Raw genomic sequence first — 14,599 nt, forward strand, 5'->3', positions numbered from 1 at the left:
GACAACCCGACGAGGCTGCTGGTCAATCCACCGCAGTCACCCGACCCGCAGGCGAACCCGGACCATGTCCCCGGGGGCGGCCTCCTCACGGAGGCCACGCCTGCGGGTCGTCCGCTTTTCGGGCCGCGGTGCGTGAGACCCGGGTCACGTTGGTTGTCGATGGCAACGATCTAGGAATACAGTTGTCATAGACAACCTTCTAGTCCGTATGGAGTCGACCGACGTGAGCAACACCGAGAGCACGAAGAGCGTGGCACCAGCCGCGGAGCCGGTGCAGATGACGCACCGCGAGATCATGGAGGCGCTGAGCGGGCTGCTGCTCGCGATGTTCGTGGCGATGCTCTCCAGCACCGTCGTGACCAACGCGCTGCCGCGGATCGTGACCGACCTCGACGGGTCGCAGTCCGGCTACACCTGGGTCGTCGTCGCCACGCTGCTGGCGATGACGGCGACCACCCCGATCTGGGGCAAGCTCGCCGACCTGTTCAGCAAGAAGCTGCTGGTCCAGAGCGCGCTGGTCATCTACACCGCCGGGTCCCTCGTGGCGGCGTTCGCGCCGAGCATGGGCGTCCTGATCGGCGGCCGCGTGATCCAGGGCCTCGGGGTCGGCGGCCTCACCGCGCTGGTGCAGGTCGTGATCGCCTCGATGGTCTCCCCGCGCGAGCGCGGCCGGTACTCCGGCTACATCGGCGCCGTCTTCGCCACCGCGACGGTCAGCGGCCCGCTCATCGGCGGCCTGGTCGTCGACAGCCCGCTGGGCTGGCGCGGCTGCTTCTTCGTCGGGCTGCCGTTCGCGGTCGCCGCGTTCTTCGTGCTGCAGCGCCGCCTGCACCTGCCGGTCGTCAAGCGCGACGACGTCCAGATCGACTACCTCGGCGCCACCCTCATCGTCGGCGGCGTGAGCCTGCTGCTCATCTGGGTCTCGCTGGCCGGGTCGTCGTTCGACTGGGTCTCCACCACCAGCGTCCTGCTCGTCGTCGGCGGCCTGCTCGTCATCGGCGCCGCCCTCTACGTCGAGGGCCGGGTCGCCGCCGAGCCGGTCATCCCGCTGCGCCTGTTCCGCGACCGCACCACCGCGCTGGCCACCGCCGCCTCGGTGATGATCGGTGTCGCGATGTTCGGCGCCACCGTCTACCTGAGCCAGTACTTCCAGCTCGCCCGCGGCATGAGCCCGACCGAGGCCGGCCTGATGTCGGTCGCGATGGTCGGCGGCCTGCTGGTCTCGAGCATCATCTCGGGCCGGATCATCAGCAACACCGGCGTCTGGAAGCGCTGGCTGGTCGGCGGTCTCGTGCTCGTCGTCGCCGGCTTCGCCCTGCTCGGGTCGATCGACGCCGACACCGACCTCGTCGTGGTCGGGCTCTACATGGCCCTGGTCGGCGTCGGCCTCGGAGCCACGATGCAGAACCTCGTCCTCGCCGTCCAGAACAACACCAGCCAGGCCGACATGGGGGCGGCCAGCTCGGTCGTCGCGTTCTTCCGCTCGCTCGGCGGCTCGATCGGCGTGTCGGTCCTCGGCGCGGTCCTGTCGCACCAGGTGACCCGGGAGGTCACCGACGGCGCCACCGAGCTCGCCCGCCAGGGCGTCCAGCTGCCCGCGCAGGAGCACCAGACCAGCGCCATCCCCGACCTGGCCACCCTGCCGGCGCCGTTCCGTGACCTGTACGAGCACGCCTTCGGCTCGGCGATCGGCCACATCTTCCTGATCTCGGTGCCGTTCGCGGCCGTGGCCCTGGTCTGTGTCCTGTTCATCAAGGAGGTCCCGCTGCGGACCACCGTCGGTGACGCCGCGAGCAAGGACGTCGCGGGCACCGAGCCCGGCGCGACCGTCCCGGTCCCGGCCGACCAGGTCCGATGACGGCCCGGGAGGACACGTTGCGCGACCTCGAGTCCGAGGTCGGCGTCCTGATCCGGCGCGTCCGCCGGGTGATCGGGGTGCGGGCCCGTGCCGTCCACGACGAGCTCCAGCCGGCGTCGTACCTCATCCTGACGTCGGTGGAGCGCGAGGGCCCGGTCCGGGCCTCGGCGATCTCCGAGCAGTTCGACCTCGACAAGGGCGCCGTCAGCCGGCACGTGAAGCACCTGATCTCGCTCGGCCTGCTCGCCGACGAGAAGGACCCCGCCGACGCCCGGGCGACCCTGCTCACGGTCACCGACGAGGCCCGCACCCGGCTCGCCGACGTCGTCGCCCACCGGCAGAAGGGGCTCAGCGAGCGCCTCGCCGAGTGGAGCGACGAGGAGCTCGCGGCCTTCGTGGGCGAGCTGAGCCGCTACAACACCGCGCTCAACGCGACGATCGACGCCTGACCCACACCGCGGTGTCGGCCGGCAGCACCCCGCCGAAGGGACCGCTGGCCAGCAGGAGGTCGCCGTCCGGCAGCGCGACCGCGTCGGTCCCGCAGTTGAGCGCGATCGTCACGTCGCCGCGCTCGACGAGCAGGACCTCGCCCTCGACCCGGACGTCGACGTCGCGGTCGCCGGGCAGGGTCCGCCGGGCGGCCAGCGCCGCCCGGTAGAGCTCCAGGGTCGAGTCGGGGTCGCCGGCCTGCGCCTCGACGGTCAGGGCCGCCCACGCGGCGGGCTGGGGGATCCACGGCTGGTCGGAGCCGTCGGGGGAGAAGCCGAACGGCGCGGTGTCGCCCGACCACGGCATCGGCACCCGGCAGCCGTCGCGCCCGACCTCGCCGGTCCGGAACCAGGACGGGTCCTGCCGGTCCTGCGGGGCGACGTCCACCTGCTCGAGGCCGAGCTCCTCGCCCTGGTAGAGGTACGACGACCCGGGCAGAGCCAGCATCGTGAGCGTCGCCGCGCGGGCCCGGGCCAGGCCGCGCGCACCCCCGCCGTAGCGGGTGACGTGGCGGACGACGTCGTGGTTGCTCAGCACCCAGGTGGGTGTCGCGCCGACCGGGTCGAGCGCCGCGAAGGTGCCGGTGACGACGTCGGCGAACTGCTGCGCCGACCAGTCGGCGAGCAGCCACAGGAAGTTGAACGACTGGTTCATCTCGTCGGGCCGGACGTACAGCGCGCCGGCCTCGAGGGACTTGGCCCACGCCTCGGCGACGTCCATCCGGTCGCCGTCGTACTCGTCGAGCACCCGGCGCCAGCGCCGGTACACGTCGTGCACCTCGGGCTGGTCCCACATCGGCTCGTCGAAGTCGGTGCGGGCGACCATTGCCTCCTCGCGGACCTGGTTGGGGTCGCGGCCCTCGGTGCCCTCCGGCAGCACCTGGTCGCGCAGGCTCTCCTCCTTGAGCAGGCCGTGCGCGACGTCGACACGGAACCCGTCGGCGCCGCGGTCGAGCCAGAACCGGAGCACCGACTCGAACATGTCGCCGATCTCGGGGTTGCGCCAGTCGAGGTCGGGCTGGCTGGTGTCGAAGAGGTGGAGGTACCACTGGGAGCGGCCGTCGGGACCGTCGGGGACCCGGGTCCAGGCCGGCCCGCCGAAGACGGACTGCCAGTTGTTGGGCGGCTCGCCGCCGTCGAGCCCGCGGCCCTCGCGGAACAGGTAGCGGGCCCGCTCGGGGCTGCCGGGTGCGGCGGCCAGGGCGGCCCGGAACCAGGCGTGCTCGTCGGAGGTGTGGTTCGGCACCAGGTCGACGATGACCCTGATGCCGAGGTCGTGGGCGCGCGCGACCAGGTCGTCGGCGTCCGCGAGGCTGCCGAACAGCGGGTCGACGTCGAGGTAGTCGGCGACGTCGTAGCCGTGGTCGTGCTGCGGTGAGCGGTAGAACGGCGTGATCCAGACGGCGTCCACGCCGAGGTCGCGGAGGTACGGCAGCCGGCTGGTGATGCCGGGCAGGTCGCCGATGCCGGGCCCGCCCGCGCGGGTGCCGGACGAGGCGAAGCTGCGGACGTAGACCTGGTAGATGACGGCGTCGCGCCACCAGGGTGCCCGGGTGTCGGCCGGGGTGTCGGCGGGGGTGCTCACGCGAAGTCCTTCGGGTCGACCGCGAACCAGACGTGCGCCGCGGTCGCGAGCAGGCGACCGTCCCCGGCGTACAGCGAGGAGGCGGTGAACGTCTTGCGCCCGTCGGTGCCGCGCGCCCCGCCCACGACGACGTGCGCCTCGCCGGCACGGGGCAGGTCGAGGACGTCGGCGCTCATCGAGCCGAGCACCATCAGTCGTTCCTCGAGGTCGCCGGCCCAGCCGCCGACGCAGTCGAGCGCGGCCCAGGTGGTGGGCAGGTCGACGTCGGTGCCGGGGGTCCAGGTCGCGGCGACGCGCACCCGGCCCCCGGCGTCCTCGGCGACGCGGCCGGGGAAGATGCGCAGCCCGTCGCCGGGAGCGCGGTCGGTGCCGCAGGAGAAGCAGGACGGGAACGGGTGCGACGTCAGTCCGGAGTAGCGGGTCTCGGCGTCGCGGGCGGTCGCCGCGTCGACCGGCTCGACGGGGCCGGGGGCCTCGGCGGCGGGCGCCGCCCGGCCGACGAGGACGTCCCCCCGGGACGCCGTGACGGCGCCGTCGTCGTCGCGGACGACGTCGAGCGGCACCTCGAGCGGCGGCGGGGTGCGCAGCACGACGTGGGCCGGGCCGGGCGACAGGAACGCGGCCAGCGCGCCCGCCGTCCAGCCGCCGTTGCCGGAGGACGCGGGCCCACGGTGGCGGGTGGCGATGGTCAGGAGAGCGGGCTGGTCGGACACGTCGACCACGCTACTGGCCGCGCGGACGGCTTCCGAGCCGGAGGCGGCCGGCACCGGTGGTGGGTCGCCCGGCGAGCCGGGCGTCCCGAGGACTACTTCTTGATGGCCTGGTAGCGGTCGAGGGCCTCCAGGCGCTCGGCGGCGTGGTCGACCAGCGGCTCCGGGTAGCCGACCCGGCGGCGGTCCTCGGCGCTGGGGTCGTGCGGGTCCTCGACGTCGGCGAGCTCGGGCACCCAGGTGCGCACGTAGGTGGCGTCGGGGTCGAACTTGCGTCCCTGGCTCGTCGGGTTGAAGACCCGGAAGAACGGCGAGGCGTCGGTGCCGCTGCCCGCCGTCCACTGCCAGCCGTGGTTGTTGGAGGCGAGGTCGCCGTCGACGAGCCAGCGCAGGAAGTGCCGTGCGCCGTGCTGCCACTCGACGTGGAGGTCCTTGACCAGGAAGCTGGCGGTGATCATGCGGAGCCGGTTGTGCATCCACCCGGTCGCGCGGAGCTGCCGCATGCCGGCGTCGACGACGGGGAAGCCGGTGCGGCCCTCGCGCCAGGCGTCGAAGTCGGCGCCGGGCTCGTCGTAGGTCATCGCGGCGTACTCCCGGCGGAGGTACTCGCGGGCGCTGTCGGGCCGCTGGAAGAGGACGTCGGCGTAGAACTCGCGCCAGGCGATCTCCTGCCGGTAGGTCGTGGCCCCCTTGCCCTGGCGGCTCGCGAGGTCGGCGAGCAGCGTGCGCGGGTGGATCTCGCCGTACTTGAGGTGGTGGCTCATCCGCGAGGTGCCCTCGACGCCCGGGAGGTCGCGGGCGCCGTCGTAGTCGACGACCTTGTCGAGGAACTCCTCCCACGCCCGGTGGGCGGCCTCCTCGCCGGCCTCCGGCAGGTCGAGGCCGTCGGGGAGCGTCACGTCGGGGAGGTCGACGGTCTCCGCCAGGTGCCGCCAGCGGGCGTCACCGGGCAGCGGGTCGGCCGGGGCGCGCCAGCCGTGCTCGGCCCAGGCCCGTGAGAACGGCGTGAACACCCGGTACGACGTGCCGCTGCCGTTGGTCACGCGGTCCGGCGCGACGGCGTACGGCGAGCCCGTGCGGACCAGCTCGATGCCGGCGTCGCGGAGCGCGCCCTCGACCGCGGCGTCGCGCTGGGCGCCGTACGGGCCGTAGTCGGCGGCGACGTGCACGCGGGTCGCCCCGACCTCCTGCGCGGCCAGCAGCACCTCGCGCACGGGGTCGCCGCGGACCACCGAGACCGGGACGTCGCGCCGCAGCGAGCGCAGGCTGTCGACCAGGTAGGAGCGGCGTGAGAGGCCCGAGGGGTCCCACAGCGCAGGGTCGAGGACGAACAGCGGGAGGGTCGGTCCATCGGCGAGGGCGGCGAGCAGCGCGGGGTTGTCGGCGGTGCGCAGGTCGCGGCGGAACCACATCACGGAGGTCGTCTGGTCGGCCATCGGTCCACCCTGGTCCAGCGCGGTCCGGCACGCCTCGCCCCGATGGGTAAGAATGGTTCTCGTGAGCGACCTCATCGACACCACCGAGATGTATCTCCGGACCATCTACGAGCTGGTCGAGGAGGGCATCGTCCCGCTCCGGGCCCGCATCGCCGAGCGCCTGCACCAGAGCGGGCCGACCGTCTCCCAGACCGTGGCCCGGATGGAGCGCGACGGACTGCTCACCGTCGAGGGCGACCGGCACCTCGAGCTCACCGACGACGGCAACCGCCTCGCCACCCGCGTGATGCGCAAGCACCGGCTCGCCGAGCGGCTCCTCACCGACGTCATCGGCCTCGAGTGGGAGCTCGTGCACGAGGAGGCGTGCCGCTGGGAGCACGTGATCTCCGAGACCGTGGAGCGGCGCCTGATCGAGCTGCTCGACCACCCGACGTCCTCGCCGTACGGCAACCCGATCCCCGGCCTCGCCGAGCTCGGCCAGACCGAGCTCCCCGAGTCATTCATGACCGACGTCGAGCCGCTGTCGCGCGCCGCGAGCGACGTCGAGGGCCGGGTGCTGGTGCGCCGGATCTCGGAGGAGATGCAGAAGGACGAGGCACTGATGAGCGCGATGCGCCGCGTCGGCGCCCTCCCCGACAAGACCATCACCATCGTCGCCACCGCCGACGGCGTCCTGGTGGGCTCCGGCGGCGAGACCGCCGAGATCGTCCCCGAGGCCGCCGAGCACATCTTCGTCAAGCGGCTCTGAGCCGGCCGGCGCCCGGGATTTCCCCGGTCGACCGGGGATCCCTGAACTTGGCGGCCGATATCCCGGCCCCCCAGTTCAGATTTCCCCGGTCGACCGGGGAAACCCCGCCCCGGCCGCCAGCGCCCCGAGGAACTCCGAGCACCCGAGGTCCAGCTTGAGCGTGGCGAGGTCGTCGCCGCGGGTCACGCCGCGGTTGACGATCACGACGGGGGTGCCGGCCTTGGCGGCGTGGCGCACGAAGCGGAACCCGCTCATCACGGTGAGCGAGGACCCGGCGACGAGCAGCGCGCCGCCGGAGGACGCCAGGGCCTCGACGGCGGCGTAGCAGCGCTCGACGCGCGGCTTGGGCACGTTCTCGCCGAAGAACACGACGTCGGGCTTGAGGACGCCGCCGCAGTCGACGCAGCCGGGGACGACGAAGTCGGCGTACAGGAGGGGGTCGTCGAGGTCGACGTCGCCGTCGGGGCGCGTCTCGACCGCGGCGTGCCGCTCGCCCCAGCCGGGGTTCGCGGCCTCGAGCCGTTCGTGCAGCGCGGCGCGCGACGTCGTGGTGCGGCAGCCGAGGCAGACGACGTCGGCGATCCGCCCGTGCAGTGCGACGAGGCGCCGCGAGCCGGCGGCCTCGTGCAGGCCGTCGACGTTCTGGGTGATGAGCAGGGTCGGGTCGAGGGCGGCGAGCGCGCGGTGCCCGGCGTTCGGCTCGGCGCGCTCCATCCTGCTCCAGCCCAGGTGCGAGCGCGCCCAGTAGCGCTGCTGGGCGGCGGGACCCGACACCAGCTCCTGGTAGGTCATCGGCGTCCGGGCCGACGAGCCCGGGCCGCGGTAGTCGGGGATGCCGGAGTCGGTCGACAGCCCGGCCCCGGTGAGGACGACGAGGGGCCGGTCGGCCAGCAGCGCGATGGCCGCGTGGACGAGATCGACGTCCGGGGGCGCCACGGTGTCGGCTCCGGTCATGGCTCCAGCCTACGAACGGCTGCACAACCGGGCGCGCGTCCTGTTGACTGTGCGCCACCGTGACCGCCGTCACAGCACCATCCGCACCGGCTCCCAGGGGGACGCATGGACGACTCCGCGTTGATCACCGTCGGACTGCCGATCGCCCTGGCGATCGTGATGTTCGGGCTGGGGCTCTCGCTGCGCGTCGACGACTTCCGTCGGGTCGCGCGCTCGCCCAGGGCGGTGGTGGTCGCGCTGGTCCTGCAGATCCTGGTGCTGCCGGTCATCGCGTTCGGGCTGGTCACGGCCTTCGACCTCGATCCGCTGCTCGCGGTCGGCGTGATGCTGCTGGCGGCCTCGCCCGGCGGAACGACGGCCAACCTGTTCAGCCACCTGTTCCACGGCGACGTCGCGCTCAACGTCAGCCTGACGGCGATCAACTCGGTGCTGGCGGCGTTCACGATCCCGCTCGTCACCAACTTCGCCATCGGCCACTTCGACGCCGACGGCGACCTCGGGCTGCAGCTCGGCAAGGTGGTCCAGGTGATCGCGATCGTCCTGGTCCCGGTGGGGATCGGGATGGTGGTGCGCAGCCGCGACCCCGGCTTCGCCGACCGTGCCGACAAGCCCGTGCGCATCTTCTCGATCGCCGTGCTCGTCGTCGTCGCGGTCGGTGCGCTGCTCGGTGAGCGCGAGAACCTCGGCGACTACGTGCAGGAGGTCGGAGCCGTCACGGCCCTGTTCTGCCTGGCCAGCCTGACCCTCGGCTACCTCGGGGCCCGGGTCTTCCGGCTGGAGGAGCGCCAGGCGGTGGCGTGCGCGATGGAGATCGGCATCCACAACACCACCGTGGCGCTCACCATCGCGCTCAGCGTGCTCGACAGCACCGAGGTCGCCATCCCGAGCGCGGTCTACAGCGTGGTCATGTACGTGCTCGCGACGGCGTTCGGCTTCCTCATCACCCGCGGGCGCCGGACGGCGGACGTGGCGACCGCCACGTCCTAGGTCGGCTCGAGGGTCAGGCGCCGTAGCGGAGCCGGGCCCGGGCCCGGGCCTTCTCCGCCTCGGCCTCGCGGTTCTTGGGTGGAGCGGTCGTCACCAGGTCGGCCAGCAGGTGCCGCGTGGTGTGGGCGACCTCGTCGACCGCGCGGTCGAACGCGGCCTGGTTGGCCGCCGACGGCTTGGTCGTGCCAGCGACCTTGCGGACGTACTGCAGCGCGGCGGCGTGCACCTCGTCACCGGTGGCCGGCGGCTCGAAGTTGTTCAGCGGGCGGATGTTGCGGCACATGGCTCCAGGCTACGACGACCGGTGGCCCGGCAGGCGGGTGTCGGGAGCGCCGTCGGGCGGGTAACTCACCGTTACGCGTACCTACCCGCCCGAATTCGGGCGGGTAGGTGCGGTGAACGGTGAGTTACCCGCTACCCGGCGCGCTCAGCCTAGGTCGAGGAACGCGACGTCCTCGCCGGTCACGAGGGCGACCCGGCCGCGGGGGAGCGGGACCAGGCGAACCTCGGCGACGTCGTCGCCGAACTCGACGCGGGTGAGCTCCTCGCGCATCCGTCCGCCGCCGAGCTGCAGCTTCGCGACGTAACCGGCGCGGCCCCTCGAGAGGACCGTCAGGGCGATCCGCTGGTCGGGCAGCCAGGTGAACTGGCGCGGGTCGTCGCCGGCGCGGGCATGGGTGCCGCGGCCGAACGACGTGACGTCGAGCCGGACCGGGTCGGTGATGTCGGTGACGTCGAAGAGCCCCGCCTGGGCGCCGGACCCGCCGCGCGGTCCCTGCGGCCCGGCGCCGACCCCGATGAAGCGGCGCGGGCCGAGCGGGTGCAGGTAGGTGGAGAAGCCGGGGATCTTCAGCTCGCCGAGCAGGGTCGGCCTCGTGACGTCGCCGAGGTCGACGGCGTAGAGCGGGTCGACCTGCCGGAACGTCACGAGCAGGGCGAGGTCGTCGAACCAGCGGACCGCCTTGATGTCCTCGTCCACGCCGAGCCGGTCGATCCGTCCGACCTCCACGAGCGCGTCGCCCTCGGCGCGCATCGTGACGATGGAGTTCCAGCGACCGGTCTCCGACGAGGGGCCCACGGCCAGGCGCAGGACGCCGTCGGCCTCGTCCATGGACCACCGGTCGCGGACGGTGCCCTCGACCTCGCCGGCGCCGACGTACGACGCCCCGGTGCCGTCGAGCGCGAAGTCGTAGACGTGCGTGGTGCCGTCGGAGCCGCCGACGCTGTCGACGAGCGGGCAGAGGTCCCAGCAGCCGTCGAGCCCGCTGCCGCTGGAGGCGAGGTAGAGGTGGTCGGTCGACTCGTAGGTCAGCGGGGCGTCGCCGGCCAGCCCGAGCGACTCGACCTCGCCGGGGGCATCGGCGCCGAACCCGACGACGGCCATGGTGGCCAGGCCGAGCTCGGCGCGCGGGACCGCGACCCGGGCGCAGTCGAGCAGGTCGGTGGGCTCGCCGCCGTCGACCGACACGTGCGGGAGCCAGTCGTCGAGCGTGGACTCCTCGACCGCCTGCCTGTTGACCTCCAGGGCGCGGCCGCCGCGCCTGAGGTCGAGGTCGGGCAGGCCCTTCGACAGCACCAGCCGCACGTCGGTGCCGTGCTGGCGGGCCGCGACGAGGGAGGCGTCGTAGTCGACGGTCTGCTCGAGGGCGGGTGCGGCAGGGTCGGTGAGGTCGACCGTCAGCACCCGGGTCTGCGGCGAGGCCGGCTCGACGTAGGAGTAGCGGTACGCGCCGCCGTAGCCGGTCGACCCGCGGGTGCCGTCGTTGCCGATCGCGACCACCCGGTCGCCGGTGAGCAGGATCTCGCCGTCGTGGAAGTCGCCGAGGTCGAGGCTGCCGAGCTCGGCGACCTCGTCGCCGGCGACGTCGTACGTCGTGAGCTCGGAGCCGCGCAACCGCACCAGGACCTCGCCGTCGGTCTTGACGTGGTCGGGCTCGTCGACCCCGGCCTCCTGCACGTTGGTGCCGGTGTCGGTCGCCTCTGCGGCGGAGGTGTAGCTCGCGAGGCTCTTGGAGCTCTGCTCGCTCGCCGGGCTGGGGATCGAGGCCATGTCCCGCGCGCCCCAGTACGGGTAGCCGCCGTCCCAGCCCCACCGGGTGACCCGGTCGAGGCCCTCGTCGACGTAGTGCTCCAGCAGGTCGGCACAGGACGCCGGCTCCTGCAGCTCGCCGTGGAACGCCGCCGGGGTGAGGTCGGGCGCGGCCCCGCTGCCGCCGCCGGGACCGCCGGCACGGGGGACGTCGCCGGGCGGGTCCTGCTGGACCACGAGGGTGCCGGCGACGAAGGCGGCCGCGACGCCACCGATCACGGCGACCCCGGTCAGCGACCTCCTCAGGCGCCGCTCGGGACGACGCCTCGCGTCGGCGGCCGCCTCGCGGCGGGCCTCGCGCAGGATGGCGTCGACGGGGGCCGGGCCGACGGGCAGGTCGTCCCACTGGCGTTCGAGGTCGGTCATGAGGTCGTCTCTTCTGTGAAGTCGGGTCGCAGGTCGGTGAGGTGGTCGTTGGCGGCGAGCTGGGCGAGCGACCGCGAGAGCCGGCTCTTGACGGTGCCGGCCGGGATCGCCAGCGCCTCGGCGGTCTGCTGCTCGGTGAGGCCGGCGAAGTAGCGCAGCACGACGACGTCGCGGTTCGGCTTGCTCAGCCCGGCCAGGGCGCGGTGGACGGCGTCCGCGGTGTCGACGCGGGCCGTCTCGTCGTGGGCGGTGTCGTGACCGGGCCGGTCGGGCAGCCGCTCCGTCGGGCGCTCGCCCCACCAGCGCCGACGCTTGCTGTCGCGCAGGCAGTTGAGCAGCATCCGGTAGACGTAGGCCGCCCGGTTGTCGGCGCCGGAGACGCTCGGCCAGGCCGTGTAGCAGCGCACCAGCGTGGTCTGGGCGAGGTCCTCGGCCTCGTGCGGCGAGCACCCGAGGAAGACCGCCGAGCGGACCAGCGACGCCCAGGCCCCGCGGGCGTAGGCGGCGAAGTCGGCGTCGGCGGTGGCCGTGTCGCGGTCGTGGTCCATGGGCTCCGGCCGTCGTCGGTGGGTGGGGTCGGTGGGTGGGGTCGGTGGGTGGGGTCGGTGGGCGGGGTTCATCCCTACGACGCGGCGTGGTCGCCCCGGGGTTCCACCGGGTGGCCAGAACGTGCACCGGTCCTGCCACGATGGGCGGCATGGCTGACGCGCGCGACCTCGACCTCGTCCTCTTCGGGGCCACCGGCTTCACCGGCGGCCTGACCGCCGAGTATCTCGCCGAGCACGGTCCCACGGGGCTGCGCTGGGCGCTGGCCGGACGCAGCAGGGAGAAGCTCGAGCAGGTCCGCGAGCGGCTGGGCGCCGACCACGGCGAGCTGGAGCTGTTCGTCGTCGACGCGAGCGACCGGGCGGCGCTGGCGGACGTCGTCCGCCGGGCGAAGGTGGCCGTGACGACCGTCGGGCCGTACCAGCAGCTCGGGGGACCGCTCGTCGCGGCGTGCGCCGAGACCGGCACCGACTACGTCGACCTGACCGGCGAGCCCGAGTTCGTCGACCGCACCTACCTCGACCACCACGCCACCGCGGTGCGCACGGGCGCGCGGATCGTGCACGCGTGCGGCTTCGACTCCATCCCGCACGACCTCGGCGCCTACTTCACCGTCCAGCAGCTGCGGCCGACCGGCCCGGTGCGGATGCGCGGCGTCGTCCGGGCCGCGGGCACGTTCTCGGGCGGCACCTTCCACTCCGCCCTCGGCGCGTTCTCGCGGGCCAAGCAGATGGGCGCGACCGCCAAGGAGCGGCGCGCGGCGCAGGACAGGCCCGCCGACGGTCGCTCGTCGCGGCCGGTCGGCGGGAGGCCGCAGCGCGACAGGGTGCTCGGCCGGTGGCTGCTGCCGCTGCCGACGATCGACCCGCAGGTGGTCGCGCGCAGCGGTGCCGCGCTGGCGGTCTACGGCCCGGAGTTCCGCTACGCGCACTTCGCCGGGCTCAAGACCCTGCGCTACACCGCCGGGGCGATGGCCGGGGTCGGTGCCATCGGCGTCGCCGCGCAGGTGCCGCCGGTCCGCAACTTCCTGCTCAAGAAGGTGCCGCAGGGCTCGGGCCCCGACGAGGCGAAGCGTGCCAGGTCCTGGTTCACCGTCGACTTCGTCGCCGAGGCCGACGGACGCACCCTCCACACCCGCGTCTCCGGCGGTGACCCCGGCTACGACGAGACCGCGAAGATGCTCGCCGAGTCGGCGCTGTGCCTGGCCTTCGACGACAACCCGGTCACGGCGGGCAGCGTCACCACCGCCCAGGCGATGGGCGACAACCTGCTCGCCCGACTGCAGGCGCGCGGGATCACCTTCGCCGTCGTCGACTGACCACGGGCCCGCCGCGGCGAGCGGTCAGGCGGCCGCGCGCCGGGCGACGGCGTCGCAGGAGTCGCCGAGCACCAGCCGGGCGAGCAGCCGGCGGACCCGCAGTGCGGTCACCACGGTGCTCTCGACGGTGCTCTCCATGGTGCTCTCCACGGCGGGGACCACGGGGGAGGACGACGACCCGATCTGCTCTGCGGTCACGGTGGGAACCTCTCCTCCGACGGGCGCGGCCCGAGCGGGTCGACGGACCCGGTCACAGGTCCCTCAGCCTGTGTCCGTCCCGGGAGGTGTTCAAACCTCCTGCGGGGGAGGACCCGACCGAGCAGCGGCGAGGGCGGGACGGGCCACCTCGCGCCGGCCGGCCGCACGCCGACCGCACACGGCGCCGACCGCCGCGACGGCGGCCGAGACCACGAACGCCGTCGGCATGCCGCGGTGGTCGGCGATCGCCCCGGCGACGGACGAGCCGACCGCCTGACCGAGGACCAGCGTGACGAACAGGACCGCGGTCGCGGCGGCGGCGCGCTGGGGTGCGACCTGGCCCGCCCAGACGATCAGCGCCGAGGTGGCCGCGACGAAACCCCAGCCGAAGCCGGCGCACGCGACGAGCGCCACGGGCAGGACGCCGGCGCCGAGCCCGAGCGCGACGATCGAGGCCGCGGTGCCGGCCAGGGTGATCAGCCAGGCCCGCTGCGGGCCGGCCGCGCCCAGGGCTCGGGCGGTCAGCACGGTCGCCGTCCCGCCGACACCGAGCGCCATCCACGCCACCGTGGACGCCGTCGCGCCGGCTCCCTCCGCCACGACCTGGGCGCGCCCGTAGGTCCACACCACGGCCGAGGCGGCGCCGAGCAGCGCGGCCGCGACGGCCGGCGTCCGCAGGGCACGCCAGGGCGCGGGTCCGGCCGACGGGGCCGTCGTGCGGACGGCGACGTCCGCCGGGCCCGGCCGGTCGAGGAGCAGGACGGCGATGCCGGCCGCCGCGGTGAACAGCGCCCCGACCGCGAGTCCGACGCGCCACTCGGGCAGCAGCACCAGGGCCAGGGCGCCCGCGGCGACGAGGCCGGGGCCGGTGCCCGAGTTCACCACCGCCTGGGCACGCGCGACGCGGCCGTGCTCGACGGAGCGCTCGACCACCGCCACCAGCCCGGGCGAGGCGAACCCGGCACCGGCCGAGCTCAGGACGGCCGCCGGGACGAAGACCGCGAGGTCCGGCGCCAGCGCCATCCCCAGCGACCCGACCGCGGCGGTGAGGAGCGCGCCGACCACCAGGGCGCGCGGCCGTCGGGCACCGAGCAGGCCGAGGCCGGCCGCGACGCAGTAGGCGATCGAGGAGGCGGACGAGATCCGACCGGCGGCCGCCGCGCCGAGCCCGAGCGAGTCCTGGATGTCAGGGAGGAACAGCCCGTAGGCCAGCCGGACCAGTCCGTAGGTGCCGGCGATCAGGCAGATCGCGGCGAGGACGAGACCGGTCTCGCGACCACCAAACGATAACGTGCGTTTCACTTCGTCACCGTAGA

14 protein-coding genes are annotated in these 14,599 nt (G+C 73.9%); 5 read left to right on the top strand and 9 right to left on the bottom strand.

The annotated features are described in order from the left end of the window. Positions 1–223: 223 nt before the first annotated feature. On the top strand, positions 224–1,858 hold the full coding sequence (locus tag E4623_RS13520) for an MDR family MFS transporter (RefSeq protein ID WP_348537292.1): 1,635 nt from the start codon (positions 224–226) through the stop codon (positions 1,856–1,858). Then, positions 1,855–2,307, top strand: a complete 453-nt coding sequence (locus E4623_RS13525; protein WP_134767024.1) for a MarR family transcriptional regulator — start codon at positions 1,855–1,857, stop codon at positions 2,305–2,307. Before E4623_RS13520 ends, E4623_RS13525 begins: the two co-directional genes overlap by 4 nt. Here E4623_RS13525 and E4623_RS13530 read toward each other — a convergent pair. The 3 genes from E4623_RS13530 to E4623_RS13540 all read right to left on the bottom strand — a co-directional run bounded on the left by E4623_RS13530 (position 2,285) and on the right by E4623_RS13540 (position 6,077). Continuing rightward, positions 2,285–3,931: a glycoside hydrolase family 13 protein gene (locus tag E4623_RS13530; protein ID WP_134767025.1), complete on the bottom strand. Its 1,647-nt coding sequence runs from the start codon at positions 3,929–3,931 to the stop codon at positions 2,285–2,287. The two genes, E4623_RS13525 and E4623_RS13530, sit on opposite strands and share 23 nt — an antisense overlap. Next, on the bottom strand, positions 3,928–4,644 hold the full coding sequence (locus tag E4623_RS13535) for a hypothetical protein (RefSeq protein ID WP_134767026.1): 717 nt from the start codon (positions 4,642–4,644) through the stop codon (positions 3,928–3,930). Before E4623_RS13535 ends, E4623_RS13530 begins: the two co-directional genes overlap by 4 nt. Positions 4,645–4,736: 92 nt before the next feature. Continuing rightward, a complete protein-coding gene (locus E4623_RS13540) occupies positions 4,737–6,077 on the bottom strand; it encodes a deoxyribodipyrimidine photo-lyase (protein WP_134767027.1) in 1,341 nt (446 codons plus the stop codon). 61 nt (positions 6,078–6,138) lie between these two features. On the opposite strand from E4623_RS13540, the gene E4623_RS13545 reads away from it, so the two are divergent. Next, positions 6,139–6,825, top strand: a complete 687-nt coding sequence (locus tag E4623_RS13545) for a metal-dependent transcriptional regulator (protein ID WP_134767028.1) — start codon at positions 6,139–6,141, stop codon at positions 6,823–6,825. A 75-nt stretch (positions 6,826–6,900) separates the two neighbouring features. On the opposite strand, the gene E4623_RS13550 is transcribed toward E4623_RS13545, so the two are convergent. Beyond that, a complete protein-coding gene (locus E4623_RS13550; protein WP_134767029.1) occupies positions 6,901–7,779 on the bottom strand; it encodes an NAD-dependent protein deacetylase in 879 nt (292 codons plus the stop codon). Positions 7,780–7,884: 105 nt separating this feature from the next. Here E4623_RS13550 and E4623_RS13555 point away from each other — a divergent pair, with 105 nt between their 5' ends. Continuing rightward, a complete protein-coding gene (locus E4623_RS13555; RefSeq protein WP_134767030.1) occupies positions 7,885–8,766 on the top strand; it encodes a bile acid:sodium symporter family protein in 882 nt (293 codons plus the stop codon). Positions 8,767–8,779: 13 nt separating this feature from the next. Here the strand turns inward: E4623_RS13555 and E4623_RS13560 are convergent, their stop codons facing one another. The 3 genes from E4623_RS13560 to E4623_RS13570 form a co-directional block, all read right to left on the bottom strand. Beyond that, positions 8,780–9,049, bottom strand: coding sequence for a DUF2277 domain-containing protein (locus tag E4623_RS13560; RefSeq protein ID WP_134767031.1), 270 nt, complete (start codon positions 9,047–9,049; stop codon positions 8,780–8,782). Between the two features lie 144 nt (positions 9,050–9,193). Continuing rightward, the gene (locus E4623_RS13565; protein ID WP_134767032.1) at positions 9,194–11,221 is read right to left on the bottom strand and encodes a beta-propeller domain-containing protein; all 2,028 of its coding nucleotides are present in this window, start codon (positions 11,219–11,221) and stop codon (positions 9,194–9,196) included. Beyond that, entirely contained in the window at positions 11,218–11,769 is a 552-nt protein-coding gene (locus tag E4623_RS13570) for a SigE family RNA polymerase sigma factor (RefSeq protein ID WP_134767033.1), read from the bottom strand. Before E4623_RS13570 ends, E4623_RS13565 begins: the two co-directional genes overlap by 4 nt. Before the next feature lie 149 nt (positions 11,770–11,918). Here E4623_RS13570 and E4623_RS13575 point away from each other — a divergent pair, with 149 nt between their 5' ends. Continuing rightward, a complete protein-coding gene (locus E4623_RS13575; protein WP_134767034.1) occupies positions 11,919–13,085 on the top strand; it encodes a saccharopine dehydrogenase NADP-binding domain-containing protein in 1,167 nt (388 codons plus the stop codon). A gap of 24 nt (positions 13,086–13,109) precedes the next feature. On the opposite strand, the gene E4623_RS22660 is transcribed toward E4623_RS13575, so the two are convergent. Then, on the bottom strand, positions 13,110–13,283 hold the full coding sequence (locus E4623_RS22660; RefSeq protein ID WP_167736614.1) for a hypothetical protein: 174 nt from the start codon (positions 13,281–13,283) through the stop codon (positions 13,110–13,112). Between the two features lie 90 nt (positions 13,284–13,373). Then, entirely contained in the window at positions 13,374–14,585 is a 1,212-nt protein-coding gene (locus E4623_RS13580) for an MFS transporter (RefSeq protein ID WP_167736616.1), read from the bottom strand. Positions 14,586–14,599 lie beyond the last annotated feature (14 nt).

Origin of the sequence: Nocardioides sp. 1609 (genome assembly GCF_004522105.1) — a bacterium.
Classification (GTDB): domain Bacteria; phylum Actinomycetota; class Actinomycetes; order Propionibacteriales; family Nocardioidaceae; genus Nocardioides.

Bases quoted from the DNA above. Each gene is read 5' to 3' on its own strand.
- E4623_RS13570 (WP_134767033.1), bottom strand. From the start codon at position 11,769: ATGGACCACGACCGCGACACGGCCACCGCCGACGCCGACTTCGCCGCC.
- E4623_RS13555 (WP_134767030.1), top strand. From the start codon at position 7,885: ATGGACGACTCCGCGTTGATCACCGTCGGACTGCCGATCGCCCTGGCG.
- E4623_RS13560 (WP_134767031.1), bottom strand. From the start codon at position 9,049: ATGTGCCGCAACATCCGCCCGCTGAACAACTTCGAGCCGCCGGCCACC.
- E4623_RS13540 (WP_134767027.1), bottom strand. From the start codon at position 6,077: ATGGCCGACCAGACGACCTCCGTGATGTGGTTCCGCCGCGACCTGCGC.
- E4623_RS13575 (WP_134767034.1), top strand. From the start codon at position 11,919: ATGGCTGACGCGCGCGACCTCGACCTCGTCCTCTTCGGGGCCACCGGC.
- E4623_RS13550 (WP_134767029.1), bottom strand. From the start codon at position 7,779: ATGACCGGAGCCGACACCGTGGCGCCCCCGGACGTCGATCTCGTCCAC.
- E4623_RS13525 (WP_134767024.1), top strand. From the start codon at position 1,855: ATGACGGCCCGGGAGGACACGTTGCGCGACCTCGAGTCCGAGGTCGGC.
- E4623_RS13565 (WP_134767032.1), bottom strand. From the start codon at position 11,221: ATGACCGACCTCGAACGCCAGTGGGACGACCTGCCCGTCGGCCCGGCC.